Annotated in this window: 15 protein-coding genes; 11 read left to right on the top strand and 4 right to left on the bottom strand. The window is 65.0% G+C overall.

The genetic code is table 11. From position 1 onward, the window contains the following. Positions 1 to 139: 139 nt before the first annotated feature. Positions 140 to 1,354 (bottom strand): acyl-CoA dehydrogenase family protein, encoded by a 1,215-nt coding sequence (locus XH79_RS10370; protein WP_271581638.1) that lies wholly within the window; start codon positions 1,352 to 1,354, stop codon positions 140 to 142. Between the two features lie 137 nt (positions 1,355 to 1,491). Here XH79_RS10370 and XH79_RS10365 point away from each other — a divergent pair, with 137 nt between their 5' ends. Together XH79_RS10365 and XH79_RS10360 are read left to right on the top strand one after the other, a co-directional pair. Beyond that, complete coding sequence (locus tag XH79_RS10365) at positions 1,492 to 2,037, top strand: carboxymuconolactone decarboxylase family protein (RefSeq protein WP_271581637.1); 546 nt, start codon at positions 1,492 to 1,494, stop codon at positions 2,035 to 2,037. An 89-nt stretch (positions 2,038 to 2,126) separates the two neighbouring features. Further along, a complete protein-coding gene (locus XH79_RS10360; protein ID WP_271581636.1) occupies positions 2,127 to 2,621 on the top strand; it encodes a VOC family protein in 495 nt (164 codons plus the stop codon). Between the two features lie 91 nt (positions 2,622 to 2,712). On the opposite strand, the gene XH79_RS10355 is transcribed toward XH79_RS10360, so the two are convergent. Together XH79_RS10355 and XH79_RS10350 are read right to left on the bottom strand one after the other, a co-directional pair. Continuing rightward, positions 2,713 to 3,951, bottom strand: a complete 1,239-nt coding sequence (locus tag XH79_RS10355) for an MFS transporter (RefSeq protein WP_271581635.1) — start codon at positions 3,949 to 3,951, stop codon at positions 2,713 to 2,715. A gap of 141 nt (positions 3,952 to 4,092) precedes the next feature. Beyond that, positions 4,093 to 5,340 carry an MFS transporter gene (locus tag XH79_RS10350; RefSeq protein ID WP_271581634.1) on the bottom strand — a complete coding sequence of 416 codons (1,248 nt, stop codon included), beginning with the start codon at positions 5,338 to 5,340 and terminating at the stop codon, positions 4,093 to 4,095. A gap of 206 nt (positions 5,341 to 5,546) precedes the next feature. On the opposite strand from XH79_RS10350, the gene XH79_RS10345 reads away from it, so the two are divergent. Then, positions 5,547 to 7,616 (top strand): prolyl oligopeptidase family serine peptidase, encoded by a 2,070-nt coding sequence (locus XH79_RS10345; protein WP_271581633.1) that lies wholly within the window; start codon positions 5,547 to 5,549, stop codon positions 7,614 to 7,616. Positions 7,617 to 7,626: 10 nt separating this feature from the next. Next, on the top strand, positions 7,627 to 8,430 hold the full coding sequence (locus tag XH79_RS10340) for an alpha/beta fold hydrolase (RefSeq protein ID WP_271581632.1): 804 nt from the start codon (positions 7,627 to 7,629) through the stop codon (positions 8,428 to 8,430). A gap of 270 nt (positions 8,431 to 8,700) precedes the next feature. On the opposite strand, the gene XH79_RS10335 is transcribed toward XH79_RS10340, so the two are convergent. Beyond that, positions 8,701 to 9,372: a DUF938 domain-containing protein gene (locus tag XH79_RS10335; RefSeq protein WP_212340624.1), complete on the bottom strand. Its 672-nt coding sequence runs from the start codon at positions 9,370 to 9,372 to the stop codon at positions 8,701 to 8,703. 262 nt (positions 9,373 to 9,634) lie between these two features. Between XH79_RS10335 and soxX the strand changes: the two genes are divergently transcribed. The 7 genes from soxX to XH79_RS10300 are packed head-to-tail and all read left to right on the top strand — an operon-like array spanning position 9,635 to position 14,251. After that, positions 9,635 to 9,988 (top strand): sulfur oxidation c-type cytochrome SoxX, encoded by a 354-nt coding sequence (gene soxX / locus XH79_RS10330; RefSeq protein ID WP_271581631.1) that lies wholly within the window; start codon positions 9,635 to 9,637, stop codon positions 9,986 to 9,988. A 22-nt stretch (positions 9,989 to 10,010) separates the two neighbouring features. After that, positions 10,011 to 10,502 carry a thiosulfate oxidation carrier protein SoxY gene (gene soxY, locus XH79_RS10325; protein WP_271581630.1) on the top strand — a complete coding sequence of 164 codons (492 nt, stop codon included), beginning with the start codon at positions 10,011 to 10,013 and terminating at the stop codon, positions 10,500 to 10,502. Between the two features lie 11 nt (positions 10,503 to 10,513). Continuing rightward, positions 10,514 to 10,825 (top strand): thiosulfate oxidation carrier complex protein SoxZ, encoded by a 312-nt coding sequence (gene soxZ / locus XH79_RS10320; protein ID WP_212340620.1) that lies wholly within the window; start codon positions 10,514 to 10,516, stop codon positions 10,823 to 10,825. Then, positions 10,825 to 11,688 carry a sulfur oxidation c-type cytochrome SoxA gene (gene soxA / locus XH79_RS10315; RefSeq protein WP_271581629.1) on the top strand — a complete coding sequence of 288 codons (864 nt, stop codon included), beginning with the start codon at positions 10,825 to 10,827 and terminating at the stop codon, positions 11,686 to 11,688. The genes soxZ and soxA overlap by 1 nt, the downstream gene beginning before the upstream one ends. Further along, positions 11,685 to 11,990, top strand: coding sequence for a hypothetical protein (locus XH79_RS10310; RefSeq protein WP_271581628.1), 306 nt, complete (start codon positions 11,685 to 11,687; stop codon positions 11,988 to 11,990). Before soxA ends, XH79_RS10310 begins: the two co-directional genes overlap by 4 nt. Positions 11,991 to 12,044: 54 nt before the next feature. Further along, positions 12,045 to 13,790, top strand: coding sequence for a thiosulfohydrolase SoxB (soxB, locus tag XH79_RS10305; protein ID WP_271581627.1), 1,746 nt, complete (start codon positions 12,045 to 12,047; stop codon positions 13,788 to 13,790). Between the two features lie 17 nt (positions 13,791 to 13,807). Continuing rightward, the gene (locus tag XH79_RS10300; protein ID WP_245003632.1) at positions 13,808 to 14,251 is read left to right on the top strand and encodes a DsrE family protein; all 444 of its coding nucleotides are present in this window, start codon (positions 13,808 to 13,810) and stop codon (positions 14,249 to 14,251) included. The last annotated feature ends 230 nt before the right edge of the window (positions 14,252 to 14,481 follow it).

Here is a 14,481-nt window from a genome sequence, read left to right as displayed (position 1 = left end):
TCGAAATCTATTCTAGTTCGTCATTCCGGGATGGCCCGAAGGGCCAGGCCCGGAATCCATCAGGCGGCATTTCCGCGGTGAGATGGATTCCGGGCTCGTGCTACGCGCGCCCCGGAATGACGGGCGGTGAGAGCGTGGCTCACGCCCCCGGCAGATCCAGGATGCGCTTGGCAACGATGCCGAGCATGACCTCGGACGTGCCGCCCTCGATCGAGTTGGCCTTGGTGCGCAGCCAGGCGCGCGGGCGGGCGCCTTGCCTGGAGCGCTCGCTTTCCCATTCCAGCGCATCGACGCCGCCGGCCGACATCAGGATTTCGTAGCGGCGCTTGTTGAGCTCGGTGCCGTAATATTTCATTGCCGAGGAAAACGCCGGATGCGCCTGTCCCGCCTTGGCGAGATCGACCGCGCGCTCGGCGCAGGCCGCGAGCGCGGCCTCGTCGACGTCGAAGCTCGCGATTCTACCGCGCAGCATGGAATCATCCAGCTTGCCTTGCGCATCGGTACCGACGGAGTCGGCGGCGATCTGGCCGAGCGGACGGCCGACGCCGCGCTCGCCCATGCCTGAGATCATCGCGCGCTCGTGCTGGAGCAGATATTTCGCGACGTCCCAGCCGCGGTTGACGGTGCCGACCACATGCGATTTCGGCACGCGGACGCCGTCGAAGAAGGTCTCGCAGAACGGCGAGTAGCCGGAGATAAGCAGAATCGGCTTGGTCGAGACACCCTTCGAGGTCATGTCGAACAGGATGAAGCTGATGCCGTCGTGCTTCTTGGCGGCGGGATCGGTGCGGACCAGGCAGAAGATCCAGTCGGCGTAGTTGGCGTAGGAGGTCCAGATCTTCGACCCCGTGATGAGGAAATCGTCACCGTCGCTTTCAGCGCGGGTCTGCAGCGAGGCGAGATCGGAGCCGGCGTTCGGCTCGGAATAGCCCTGGCACCAGCGAATCTCGCCCGCGGCGATTTTTGGTAGATGCTCCTTTTTCTGCGCCTCGTTGCCATACTTGAGCAAAGCCGGCCCGAGCATCCAGATACCAAAACTCGACAGCGGCGGCCGCGCGCCCATCCTGGCCATTTCGGCACGCAGCACCTTGTGCTCGGCGGCGCTGAGGCCCCCGCCGCCGTATTCCTTCGGCCAATCCGGCACGGTCCAGCCCTTGTCGCGCATGCGCTCGAACCAGATGCGCTGCGGCTCGGACGAGAATTTTGCGTTACGTCCGCCCCAGAACACGTCGGTATCCGACGTCGCGGGCTTACGCATCTCCGGCGGGCAGTTGGCTTCCAGCCAGGCGCGTGTCTCGTTGCGGAATGTTTCGAGCTCGGCCGTCTCAGAATCGCTGGTTGTAGAGTCAGTCATTGGTCGTTTCCATCAATCAAAATCGACTTGTTGGCGGCGACTCTGGGCCATCGCCCCGTGGAATTCAACCACTTCCGCTGCCGCATTCGGCTATAGTCGCTGCCATGGCGGTGCTTGAAAACAAAGAGGAAACGACAATGCGCCTGAAACTTCTTTCGCCTGGCGAAATGAACGAGAGCCAGCGGCAGACCTATGACGAGTCGATCGCCGGCAAGCGCGGCAAGCCGCCGGCGCCGATGATGGCCTGGCTGAGCAGCCCGGAGATGGCGCGCCACGCCACGCGGCTCGGCGAGGTGCTGCGCTTCGACACGATATTCCCGGCAAAACTCTCGGAGATCGCGATCCTGGTGACCGCGCGGCACTGGACCGCGCATTACGAATGGTATGCGCATAAGCGCCTCGCACTCGCGGGCGGCATGGATCCGAAAATCATCGACGCCATCCGCGATCGCCGCACGCCTGAGTTCGACGATCCCAAGGGAAAGATGATCTACGACGTCGCGAAGTCGCTGCATGAGGGCCACGGCGTCGAGAAGGGGCTCTACGACGAGGCGGTGAAAGTGCTCAGCGAACGCGGCGTCGTCGAGGTGATCGGGTTGTGCGGCTATTACACGCTGGTGTCGATGACGCTGAACACGTTTGAGTTCGGGCTGCCCGACGGCGAGGTGTCGGAGCTGTCATAGTTTCACGTCTGGAAACGATGGGTTTCGGGATAGGCCAATAGCACTGTCCCGGGACTGGACTTAAGTGGAGTTCAATAACGGAGCATCCCATGTCGCAAAGCCCAGCCGTCGCCGCCGGCACCCGGATCGGCCACGTCCATCTCAAGGTCGCCGATCTCGATCGCGCGCTCGGCTTCTATTGCGGCGTGCTCGGCTTCGAGCTGATGCAGCGCATGGGCTCGGGCGCCGCCTTCATCTCGGCCGGCGGCTATCATCACCACATCGGGCTCAACACCTGGGAGAGCAAGGGCGGCTCGCCGCCGCCGCCTGATGCGACCGGCCTGTTCCACACCGCGATCCTCTATCCGACGCGCCCCGCGCTGGCGGATGCGCTGCACCGGGTGCTCACGGCCGGCATTGCGCTGGACGGCGCGAGCGATCACGGCGTCAGCGAGGCGCTGTATTTGCGCGACCCCGACGAGAACGGCGTGGAGCTGTATTGGGACAAACCGCGGGAGCAATGGCCGTTCGGGCCGGACGGGAAGCTGGCGATGTTCACGAAGCGGCTGGATGTGGAGGCGTTGTTGAGGCAGCGGGAGGGGTGATGGCGTAGGGTGGGTTAGCCGAAGGCGTAACCCACCATGCCTCTGCGAATGCGGGACGAAGTTGGTGGATTACGCCTTCGGCTAATCCACCCTACGGGAGCTTCGCCCGCGGCTTACCGCGCACCATGATCAACGCAACCGCCACCACCTCCAGTGCGATGCAGAGATAGAACGGCAGCGTGTAGCCCCCGGACCAATCGCGCAAGGCCCCGACGACGCCCGGGCCGAACGCATAGGTCACCTGGTTGATCGCGGTGTTGAGGCTGATCAGCACGCCGAACGCGGCGCTGTCGAACTCCTGCTGTACGATCAGCGACGGCAGCGTGATGAGATTGCCGACCGAGAAGCCGAACAATGCGCAGGCTGCGATCAGCACATAGTCGTTGTGCAGGTTGATGACGACACACAGCGCGGCAGCCTGGCTCAGGAAGGAGATTGCGGAGGCCAGCCGCTGGTTGAGGCGGTCGATCACCAGCGAGAACAGCACGCGCCCGACCACCGCCATCGCGGTCAGCACCGCGACGGCAACCGCGGCGCGCTCGCGGCCGATCACGGGATCGAGGAACGAGATCAGGTGCACGATGAAGCCGACCTGCGCGAACAGCACCAGCGCAAACGCAATGGTCACCGTGAGGAAGCCGACGTCGCGCAGCGCCCAGGCGCGGATCTCTGTCGACGATTGCGGCTTCGCTCTCGCCGCTGCCTTCCAGCCGTGAAGGTCGGGCGGCCGGCCGACGAGAAGCAGGATCACCGGCACGAGCAGCACCAGCATGGCGCCGGCGGCGGCGTACATCGCACTGGCAAAGCCGACATGGCCGATCAGCGTCACTAGCAGCGGCACGCCGACGATGCCGCCGAAACTGGCGCCGTTGAGCGCGAGGCTGATCGCCATGCCGCGCTTGTGGTCGAACCACAGGCTGATCGTGTTGGTGATCATGGCAAGGCTGGTGCCGGCCCAGCCGAAGGCGAGCACGGCGTCAGCGAGATAGAGCTGCCAGGGCTCGCGCACCGCGCCGATCGCGACCGCAGCGGCCGCCATCGCCAGCGTGCCGGCGATCAGGCTGAGCCGCGGACCGTATTTTCGCACGGCCTCGCCGACGAAGACGACCAGCAACGCGCCGAACAAATAGAAGAAGGTCGTGCCCGAGGAGATCAGCGAGGTGGGCCAGCCCCGCGCGCGCTGCAGCTCGGCGACATAGACGCTCTGGCCGTAGAAGCCGAGGCCCCAGCCGAAGGTGGCGAGCAGGAAGCACACCGCGACGATGCGCCAGCCTTCGTAGCGGAGCGAGGATTCGTCGATTGGCGCGGTATGACGGGGGTTGTCGAGCATTTGCGCTTGTCCTTCGTTTCCCCCGCGAGCGCCGTGCGTCACGCCCGTCTGTTGATGACGAGCATCATGTAACAACCGTACTCCCGAAAATCACTTCGACGGCGATCGAAGCATCAACGCTGCTGACAGCCTCCCGCCAATTCACACCGCGTCCGGGAACTCGCCCATGGCCGCCTCCAAGCGCGCCTTGCGGCGTCTCGCCCAGGACACCAGCGAGAGCACGGCAAGGCCGAGCACGACCGGCGGGAACACCACCATGTTCACTGCGGACCAGCCGTAATTGGCGAGCAACTGCCCCGAGGAGAACGAGCCGATCGCCATCATGCCGAACACCAGGAAATCGTTGAAGGCCTGCATCTTGTTGCGCTCCTGCGGCCGGTGCGTCTCCAAGACCAGCGCGGAGGCGCCGATGAAGGAGAAGTTCCAGCCGACACCGAGCACGATCAGCGTAGCCCAGAAATGCATCGCAGTGAGGCCGGAGAGGCCGATGCCGGCGGCACCGGCTTCCAGCAGCAATCCGGCGGCCACGATCTTCGGGGCGCCGAAGCGCGCGATCAGCGCGCCCGTGAAGAAGCTCGGCCCATACATGGCGACGATGTGCCATTGCAGGCCGAAATTGGAATCGGAGACGCTGAGGCCGCACAGCTTCATGGCGAGCGGCGCCGAGGTCATCACCAAATTCATCATGGGATAGGCGATGACGCCGCACAGCGCCGCCGCGATGAAGCGCGGCTGGGTCACGATGGTGAGCAGCGGCCGCCCGCCGTGCAGATCGGCCGGGGCGGGCCTGGGCATGTCGACGCCGGCGACGATGCCCATCGCAATCAGCGCCACCGCAGCCTGCACCAGGAAGCTGAAGGCGAACAGATAAGGCTGCCAGACATCCATGGTCCATTGCACGAGCTGCGGACCGAGCACGCCGGCGAACACGCCGCCCGCCATCACCCAGGACACCGCCTTGGGGCGATACGCGGCGCTGGCGCCGTCGGCAGCGGCGAAGCGGTAGGACTGCGCCACCGCGCCGTAGAGGCCGCCGAGGAAGGTCGCCAGACAAAACAGCGCGAACGAGCCCTGCAGGATCGCGAATGAGCCGAGCAAGCCGGTGAGCGCGCCGAGACCGGTGCCGGTGATGAAGGCGGCGCGGCGGCCGAAGCGGCGCGAGATCGCGCCGGTCGGCAGCGTGCCGGCGGCGAGCCCCACCACATACATCGAGATCGGCACCGTCGCGAACGACATGTCCGGCGCGAGCGTGGCACCGACGATCGCGCCGGTGGCGAAGATGACCGCCGAGTTGGCGCCGGTCAGCGCCTGCGCGGCGGCAAGGCGCACCACATTGGCACGCACGCGGGCATCGGCGGCGATCTCATTGACAGCAGTTACGTCCAGCATCGGCACTTCCGCCCCAAGGGGCTCTTGAGGCTTTCGAGGGCCTTGTTGATTCCCGCCACTATGGAGGGGCGCGGAGGAGCGGGCAACCGACGCAAACGGGCGCGGGCCATGCCTCTGACGCAATCGCTGGGATGATAGCGGAGCGCGCCCTTGACGGCTTGCGCTCGATCAAATCCTATCCGCCGCGATTTTACGGAGTTTCGTTCATGTCCGTCGACGACAGGCCCACGCTCAGCGCTCCCGACGACGATCCCTGGCTGTGGCTGGAGGAGATCGAAGGCAAGCAGGCGCTCGATTTCGTGGAGCGGCAGAACAGCCTGACGCTTCAGGCGTTCGGCGGCGCGGCGTTCGAGCGCGACCGCGATATCCTTGCCGCGATCTACGACCGGCCCGACAACATTCCCTATGTCAGCCGCCGCGGCACCGACCTGCACAATCTCTGGAAGGACGCAATCAACCCGCGCGGCCTGTGGCGGCGGACTTCGCTGGCGGAGTTTCGCAAAGCCGAACCGGCGTGGGAGACCATGCTGGATATCGACCAGCTCGCGGCAAAGGAAGGCGAGGACTGGCTGCTGAGCTCCATCACCACGATGCCGGGAAGCGCGCGCGCCATTCTGAGCCTGTCGCGCGGCGGCAGCGACGCCGTCACCCTGCGGGAGTTCGACCTCGACACCAGGAGCTTCGTTGCCGATGGCTTTACACTGCCGGAGGCCAAGGGCGGCGCCGACTGGCTCGATGCCGACACGCTGCTGCTGTCGAGCGCCCATGGCGAGGGCATGGCGACGAGCTCGGGCTATGCGCGCACGGTCCGCCTGTGGCGGCGCGGCCAAAAGGTCGAACAAGCATCGGTGCTGTTCGAAGCCTCGGCGAGCGACATGGCCGCGTATTGCTACGTCGATCGCATCACGTCGAACCGGACGATATGGTTCGGTCGCATGCTGGATTTCTTCAACTTCAGCGTCTCGATCGGCGACGAGACCGGTCCGCTCGCGAAGCTGGACCTCCCGACCAACATAGAACTCCAAGCCCATGGCGACTGGCTCGCGATCAAACCGCGCGTGGATTGGTCCGCGGCCGGACGGACGTACAAGGCGGATGCGGTGCTCGGCATCTCGCTCCCGGCTTTCCTCGCCGGCGACCGCGAGTTCACGGTGCTGTTCGAGCCGGCGCCGCGCCGGGCGGTCCAGGGCTTCTTCTGGGCGGCGGGCAGACTGGTCATCTCGATCCTCGACGAGCTCAGGCCGCGTTTCGAGATCTGCACGCCATCCGCCGCGGGCTGGAGCCGCGAGACGCTTCCCGGCCTGCCGCAGATCGGCGTCGTCGACGTCTGGCCGCTCGATCGCCATGCCTCCGAAAGCAACGGCGATCTGCTCGCCAATGTGCAGGACCCGCTCACGCCGCCCTCGATGCTGCTGATCGAGCGCGGCGTCGCAAGCCCGACCGTGCTGAAGCGGGCGCCGAAGACGTTCACCGCCGACGGTCTCGTGGTGACGCAGCACGAGGCGATCTCTGTTGACGGTGAGCGCATCCCCTATGTGCAGACGGGCCCCGCCGGCGAGACCGGCGATGCGCCGGTCTATATGAGCGCCTATGGCGGCTTCGCCGTCTCCGTGAAGCCATACTACAACGCCTCGCTCGGCAAGCTGTGGCTGGAGCGCGGCGGCACCACCGTGCAGGCGAATTTGCGCGGCGGCGGCGAGTTCGGCACGCGCTGGCACGATGCCGGGCGCCTCGCCGGAAAGAAGCTCTCGCATGACGATTTCGCGGCGGTGGCCGCCGACCTCGTCCGCCGCGGCGTGACGAGCGCGAAGCGCATCGCGGCACAGGGCGGCTCCAACGGCGGCATCCTCATCACCAACATGCTGGTGCGCTATCCCGAGCGCTTCGGCGCGCTGTTCTGCACCATCCCGCTGATCGACATGCGCCGCTATACAAAGCTGCTCGCGGGCGCGAGCTGGATCGCGGAATATGGCGACCCTGACAAGGCGGAGGAGTGGGAATGGCTGAAGACCTACTCCGCCTATCACAACGTCAGGGACGGCCAGCCCTATCCGCCGATCCTGATCGCGACGACGCGGCGTGACGACCGCGTCCATCCCGGCCATGCCCGCAAGATGGCGGCAAAGCTTCAGGCGATGGGCTATGAGGCCTGGTTCTACGAGCCGGCCGCAGGCGGCCATGGCTATGGCAAGGACAACAAGGAGCGCGCCGGTTTTGAGGTGCTCGGCTTCCGGTTCTTGAAGGACAGGATCGGCTGGCGGGATGGTGAAGGCTGAAGGGGCGAACATGCAATTCATTGCGTCCGGTCGCGCCAGGCTCGCGACCGAAGTCGTGGGCGACGGCGCCGCCGTTGTGTTTCTTCATGCCAATGTGTGCGACCGGCGCATGTGGCGCGCCCAGTTGGATGCGATCGGCGCCACGCACAAGGCGATCGCCTATGACCGGCGCGGGTTCGGCGCAACGCGCGCCGAGCCGGAGGATTTCTCCGCCCTCGCCGACCTGGTCGCGGTGCTGGAGGCGACTTCGGACGGCAAGCCCGCAATTCTCGTTGGCTGCTCCCTTGGCGGCCGTATCGCGCTCGATGCCGCCATCCGACACCCCTCGCACGTTCGCGCCCTCGTTCTGATCGCCCCCAATGTCGCCGGCGCGCCTGATCCGGTCTACACACCCGACATCGCAAGACTGATGGCGCAGTCGAAAGAGGCCGAGGCGTCCGACGATCTCGATCGGTTGAACGCGTTGAAAGCGCGCCTCCTGCTGGATGGAGCGCTGGCGGGCGAAGGTCGCGTCACAGGGCCTACGCGCGATCTGTTCCTCGACATGAACGGCATCGCGCTTCGCTCGCCGCCGTTCGGAACGGATGTCGACATTCGGCCCTTCTTCGACCGGCTCGGCGACGTCGCGGTGCCAACCCTCGTGGCTTGGGGCGACCTCGACTTGCCCTATGTTCAGGACCGCAGCCGTCACGTTGCGGCGGTCGTGCCGGGCGCGGAGAAGCGGGAAATGGCGGGCGTAGCGCATCTGCCGAGCCTGGAGCGCCCGGCAGAAGTGACAAGTCTCATTTCCGAATTCGTCGCCCGATTCGCATGAGCAGGTGGTCAGGTGCGATAGCGCTGCCTCTTCGCTCTCACCATCACGATGTGATGCAGGCGCCGCTCTCTCATTCCCTCCCCCCTTGCGGGGGAGGGGCAGGGAGAGGGGTAGCCACACGAGGACTCTCTCGATGTGCGCGCGGGGCACGATCGGAGATGGTTAGACCTATTCCTGGGCTACCCCTCTCCCCCGCCCTCCCCCGCAAGGGGGGAGGGAGCGCACCGCCTTCGTGGCATGCACCCGGACCGAAATCAGTGGCACTTCAACCTAGCGCGAAAACACCAGCGTCAGATTGTTCGCGGGCATCTCGATCGTGTCGACAAGGCGGAGGCCCGCCGCCTTCGCCAGCTTCTCGACATCGACGACGTCGCGGACGCCCCAGTCGGGATTGCCCTCGCGCAACGAGGTGTCGAACACGGCATTGCTGAGCGCAGTGTGCTTGCCGTCGCGCTTGAACGGGCCATAGAGGAACAGCTTGCCATCGGCGCGCAAATAGCGGCCGGCGCCGGCGAACAGGCCTTCGGCCACGGTCCAGGGCGCGATGTGGATGACATTGGCGCAGAACACGGCGGCGAGGCTGGTCGGCCCCTGCCCGCTCTTCATCTCCGGACACCAGTCGGGATCGGTGAGATCGATCCGCAACGGCGAGCGGATGTTCTGCAGGCCCGAATGCACGCGCCAGGCCTCGATGCTCTTCACGTGCCGCTGGTTGAGATCGCTCGGCCACCAGATCAGGCCGGGCGTATGGCGAGCGAAATGGACCACGTGCTGGCCGGTTCCGCTGCCGACCTCGACCACGTTGCCGGTCAGCCCAGCCAGATGCTTCTCCAGCGCCGCCCAGATCGGCTCATGATTGCGATGAAAGGCGGGCGCATCGAGACGACCGTCGGGCTCGACCCGTCCGCCGTCCCTGCCAAATTCGACGACATATTCAGCCAAGTGAGGTCCCCTTGAAAAAACGAGAACGCGATGAAAACAGGATGAGCGCCCAAACGCCCTGGAAACAGCCGGCCCGCGCCCATTGCCCTAAAGTCTTGAGGCCAAATCGACCGAACAAATAAGCTCTTCAGTTGCAATGCGGAAGATATTAACTCCAATTTGCGGCGTGCATAGTCTTGATTGTCAGCGACCGCCCTTTGTGCTTTGGAACGCTTCTATTGCCGCGATCGAGACCATCGCCATAACGCCTCGGAATGACGCCTTGACCGCCCTTTTCCGGATGCCTGTCCTGTTCCTCCTGCTGGCCGTCGCCGCCGGCCTCGCCAGCCCGGCACGAGCACAATCCGCCGTGACCGACGGCCAGAAGCTCGCCTTCGACCGCGGCAAGGGCAATTGCCTGACCTGCCATGTCATCAAAGGCGGCGACCTGCCGGGAACGATCGGCCCGGAACTGAAGGACATCAAGTCAAAATACCCTGATCGCAACGAGCTGGTGGCGATCATCTTCGACGAGACCAAGCGCAATCCCCAGACCATGATGCCGCCGTTCGGCCGGAACCGGATTTTGACCGAACAGGAGATCAGCGCGATCGTTGATTTCCTGCAGACGCTGTAACGGCGGGCCCAGGAGACCTGAGATGACCACCACCACCGGCCCTCATCCGACGCGGCGCCTGATCCTTCAGGGCGCAGCCTCGGTCGCGCTGCTCGGCCTCGGCAATCTGCCGTTCGGCGCCATTTCTGCGCTCGCGGCGGCGAACGACAAATATCCGGACGAGGCGTTCAAGCAGAAGAACGAGGCGGACGCGATCAAGGCGCTCTACGGCAAGACGGCCGAGCCCTCCGACAAGATCAAGCTGGATGCGCCCGAGATTGCCGAGAACGGCGGCGTGGTGCCGATCTCGGTGACGACGACGCTCGACAAGGTGACCACGATCTCGTTCTTCGTCGCCGAGAACCCGTTCGCGCTCGCAGCAAGCTACAGGATTCCGGACGGCACGATGCCTGGTGTCGCCAATCGCCTGAAGATGGCCAAGACCACCAATGTGACCGCGATCGTGGAAGCCGACGGCAAGCTCTACAGCGCGACCAAAGAGGTCAAGGTCACCGTCGGCGGCTGCGGCGGCTAAGGAGAACGGAGATGGCATCCAGCATTCGCGTACGCGCCACCGCCAACGGCGACATCACCGAGGTGCAGGCGCTGATCCAGCACCCCATGGACACCGGCCTGGTCAAGGATTCCAAGGGCGAACTGATCCCGGCGCATTTCATCCAGCAGCTGAAGTTCGAATGTAACGGCAAGGACGTGTTCGTCGCCGATTGGGGCACCGCGGTCTCCAAGGACCCCTATGTCAAGTTCAGCTTCAAGGGCGCCAAGAAGGGCGACGAACTCAAGATCACCTGGACCGACAACAAGGGCGGCTCGGACACGACCACCGCGAAGATCGCGTGATGAAGGCCCGCATCCACCTCCTGCTTGGCTCGCTCAGCGCCGCGCTGGTCGCGTTCGCCCTGACCTCTCCGCGCGTGGTCGCGGCCGACAAGGTCGATCCCGTCACTGACGCCAAGGCGTTCCAGAACTTCTTCTTCCAGAAGTTTCCGAACGTGAAGCACGAGGATTTCGTCAACGGTCCTTATTCCATGAACGAGGACATGAAGCGGCAGTGGCAGGAGAAGGAGGAATTCCCGCCTTACGAGTTCGCGCTCGACGCCGGCAAGGAGATGTTTTCGACCCCGTTCAAGAACGGCAAGACCTATGCCGACTGCTTTCCGAACGGCGGCATCGGCATCCGCCAGAACTATCCCTATTTCGACGAGAAGGAAGGCAAGGTCGTCACGCTGGAGCTCGCGCTCAACCGCTGCCGCGAGGCCAATGGCGAAGCGCCCTATTCCTACGTCAAGGACGAGATGGCCTCGCTCACCGCCTACATGGCCTATACCTCGCGCGGCAAGCCGATGGACATCAAGATCCCCGATGATCCCCGCGCGCTCGCGGCGTTCGAGAACGGCAAGCGCTATTTCTACACGCGGCGCGGCCAGATGAACTTCTCCTGCGCGAGCTGCCATGTGCAGAGCCCGGGCGAGCGCATCCGCGCCGAGATCCTGGCACCGGCCCTCGGCATTCTGAACGCGATGCCGATCTACCGCTCGGAATGGAGCGGCATGGGCACGACCAGCCGCCGCTTCGTCACCTGCAACAGCCAGACCCGCGCGGTTCCGCTGGAGCCGCAGGCAGATGAATATCGCGACGTCGAATATTTCCTCTCCTACGTCGCCAACGGCCTGCCGATCTCGGGCCCGGGAGCGCGGCCATGAAGCGGTCACTTCCCCTCGCCATACTGCTGGCCTTAAGCCTTGCGCCATCCGCGCGCGCGGCCAATGAGGCGGATTACAAGGCGGCCTATGCCGCCGCCGAAGCCGCCTCCAAGGAGGCAGCCGGCATGCGCAACCAGTGGACCGTGACCGTATCTGCGCTGGCGGCCGCCAAGAGGGCGGCAGACGGCGGCGATTTCGACCGCGCGCTGGCCGCAGCCAAGGAAGCCGAAGCGCTGGCAAAGGCGTCGATCTTCCAGGCGACGTCCGAAAAAGAAGCCTGGAAGGCGATGGAAATCCGCTAGACTGGGCCTGTTGGAACTGTCGGACCGTCGTTGAAGGGGCGCGGAGAATTCGAGATGGCTTTCCGCCGCCGCGATTTCCTGAAGACTGCAGGCCTTGCCGCCGCATCGCTCAGCCTGCCCCGGCTTGCGCGCGGCACCGAGACCGCGAGCATTTACGAGCTCGAACGGTTCGGCAATGCGCGGATCCTGCACATCACCGACGCGCATGCGCAGCTCAACCCGGTCTATTTCCGAGAGCCAAGCGTCAATATCGGCATCGGCGAGATGGCGGGACGGCCGCCGCATCTGGTCGGCCGCGCCTTCCTGGAACGGTTCGGCATCAGGCCCGATAGCGCCGACGCCTACGCCTTCACCTGCTTCGAGTTCGAGAAGTCCGCGGGCCGCTTCGGCAAGCTCGGCGGCTTTGCCCATCTGAAGACCCTGGTCGATCGCCTGCGCGGCGATGTCGGCGAGAAAGATTCCATGCTCGTCGACGGCGGCGACCTCTGGCAGGGCACAGGGCTTGCCAATGTCATGCAGGGCCGCGACATGGTGGAGGTCGCCAATCTGCTCGGCATCGAGGCGATGACCGGGCATTGGGAATTCACCTATGGCGAGCAGGTGCTGCGCGACAATCTCGAGCGCTTCAAGGGCGAGTTCCTGGCGCAGAACGTGTTCCTGACCGAGGAGGCCGCGTTCAACGACGCCCGCGCCTTCGATCCCGCGACGGGGCGCGTGTTCAAGCCCTCTTTCATCAAGGAGCTCGGCGGTCATCGCGTCGCGATCGTCGGCCAGGCCTTTCCTTACGTGCCGATCGCGCATCCCAGGCGCTTCACGCCGGACTGGACCTTTGGCATCCGCGAGGAAGAACTGCAGAAGCATGTCGATGCCTTGCGCGGCACCGACAAGGTCGATGCCGTCATCCTGCTGTCGCACAACGGCATGGACGTCGACCTCAAGCTCGCCAGCCGCATCACCGGCATCGACGTCATCCTCGGCGGCCACACCCATGATGCCGTGCCGCAGCCGATCGCCGTGAAGAACGCCGGCGGCACGACACTCGTCACCAATGCCGGCTCCAACGGCAAATTCCTGGGCGTGCTCGATCTCGCGCTCGACAAGGGCAAGCTCAACGACGTCCGCTATCATCTGCTGCCGGTCTATTCGGAGCTCCTGAAGCCCGATCCGGCGATGGCCGAGCTGATCGGACGGGTCCGCGCACCGCATGTCGCCGACTGGTCCGAGAAGATCGCGACACCCGACCGCCTGCTCTATCGCCGCGGCAATTTCACCGGGCCCATGGACGAGCTGATCTGCACCGCGCTGCGCACCGAGCTCGACGCCGAGATCGCGTTGTCGCCGGGCTTCCGCTGGGGCGTCACCGCGCTGTCGGGCCAGGCGCTGACCATGGAGGACCTGCTCGCGGAAACCGCGATCACCTATCCCGAAACTTACGTGCAGGAAATGACCGGCGCAGAGATCAAGACCGTGCTGGAAGACGTCTGCGACAATCTCTTCAACGCCGACCCCTACTATCAGCAGGGCGGCGACATGGTGCGCGCCGGCGGGCTCAGCTACACCTGCACGCCGACGGATGCGATCGGCAGCCGCATCTCGGAGCTGAGGCTCGATGGCGGCAAGGCGATCAGCGCCAACCATCGCTACAAGGTCGCGGGCTGGGCCTCGGTCAACGGCCGGCAGGGCGCTCCGGTGTGGGACGTCGTCGGCAAATATCTGCGCTCGGGCCGGATGCTTCAGGAGCGGCTCGGCACCGGCATCGCGCTGAAAGGCGTCGACGGCAACCCGGGCATTGCGGGATAGGGATGATGGGGTTGCGGATGTTTCGCACGATGCTGCTGGCGCTGCTGGCCTGGGCAACGATGTCGCCCGCTTCGGCACAGCCGGTACCGCTCCAGGACAAGCCATTCGCCGAGCACAAGATCGTGCTGCAGCTCTCCGACGGCGATGCGAGGAAGCAGGCGCTGGTGCTGAGCGTCGCCAACAATCTGCTGAAGGCCTATGACCCCGACAAGGTCGCGATCGAGGTGGTGGCGTTCGGTCCCGGCATCGACTTGCTGCTCGCAGGCAGCGAGCGCCGCAAGCAGGTCGAAAGCCTGATCGCCCAGGGGGTGCGCTTCGACATCTGCCTCAACACGGTCGACACGCTCGAGCGCGAGACGGGCAAGCGGCCGGAGTTCATCCCGGCGGCGACGCCGGTGCAGGTCGGGGTCGGGCAGATCCTGTTCCTGGCGGAGAACGGCTACACGGTGGTGCGGCCGTAGTCTGAGCCACACCCTCCGCTGTCGTCCCGGCGCAGGCCGGGACCCATACTGCGTGATCTTTCGAGAGAGGCGGTGGCAGTACCGAACGACTAATCTTCGCCAAACTCCTCCCTGGGAGTATGGGTCCCGCCCTTCGCCGGGACGACACCGAATTTGGGGCACTCGTCCCTGCCCTCATCCGCAATAAAAATCTTCTAAATTTTCTTGTTTACACAGTGAATTGCTTCTCT

Source organism: Bradyrhizobium sp. CCBAU 45389, from assembly GCF_028128625.1.
GTDB lineage: Bacteria > Pseudomonadota > Alphaproteobacteria > Rhizobiales > Xanthobacteraceae > Bradyrhizobium > Bradyrhizobium liaoningense_B.
This window is presented reverse-complemented; position numbering and strand designations above follow the sequence as displayed.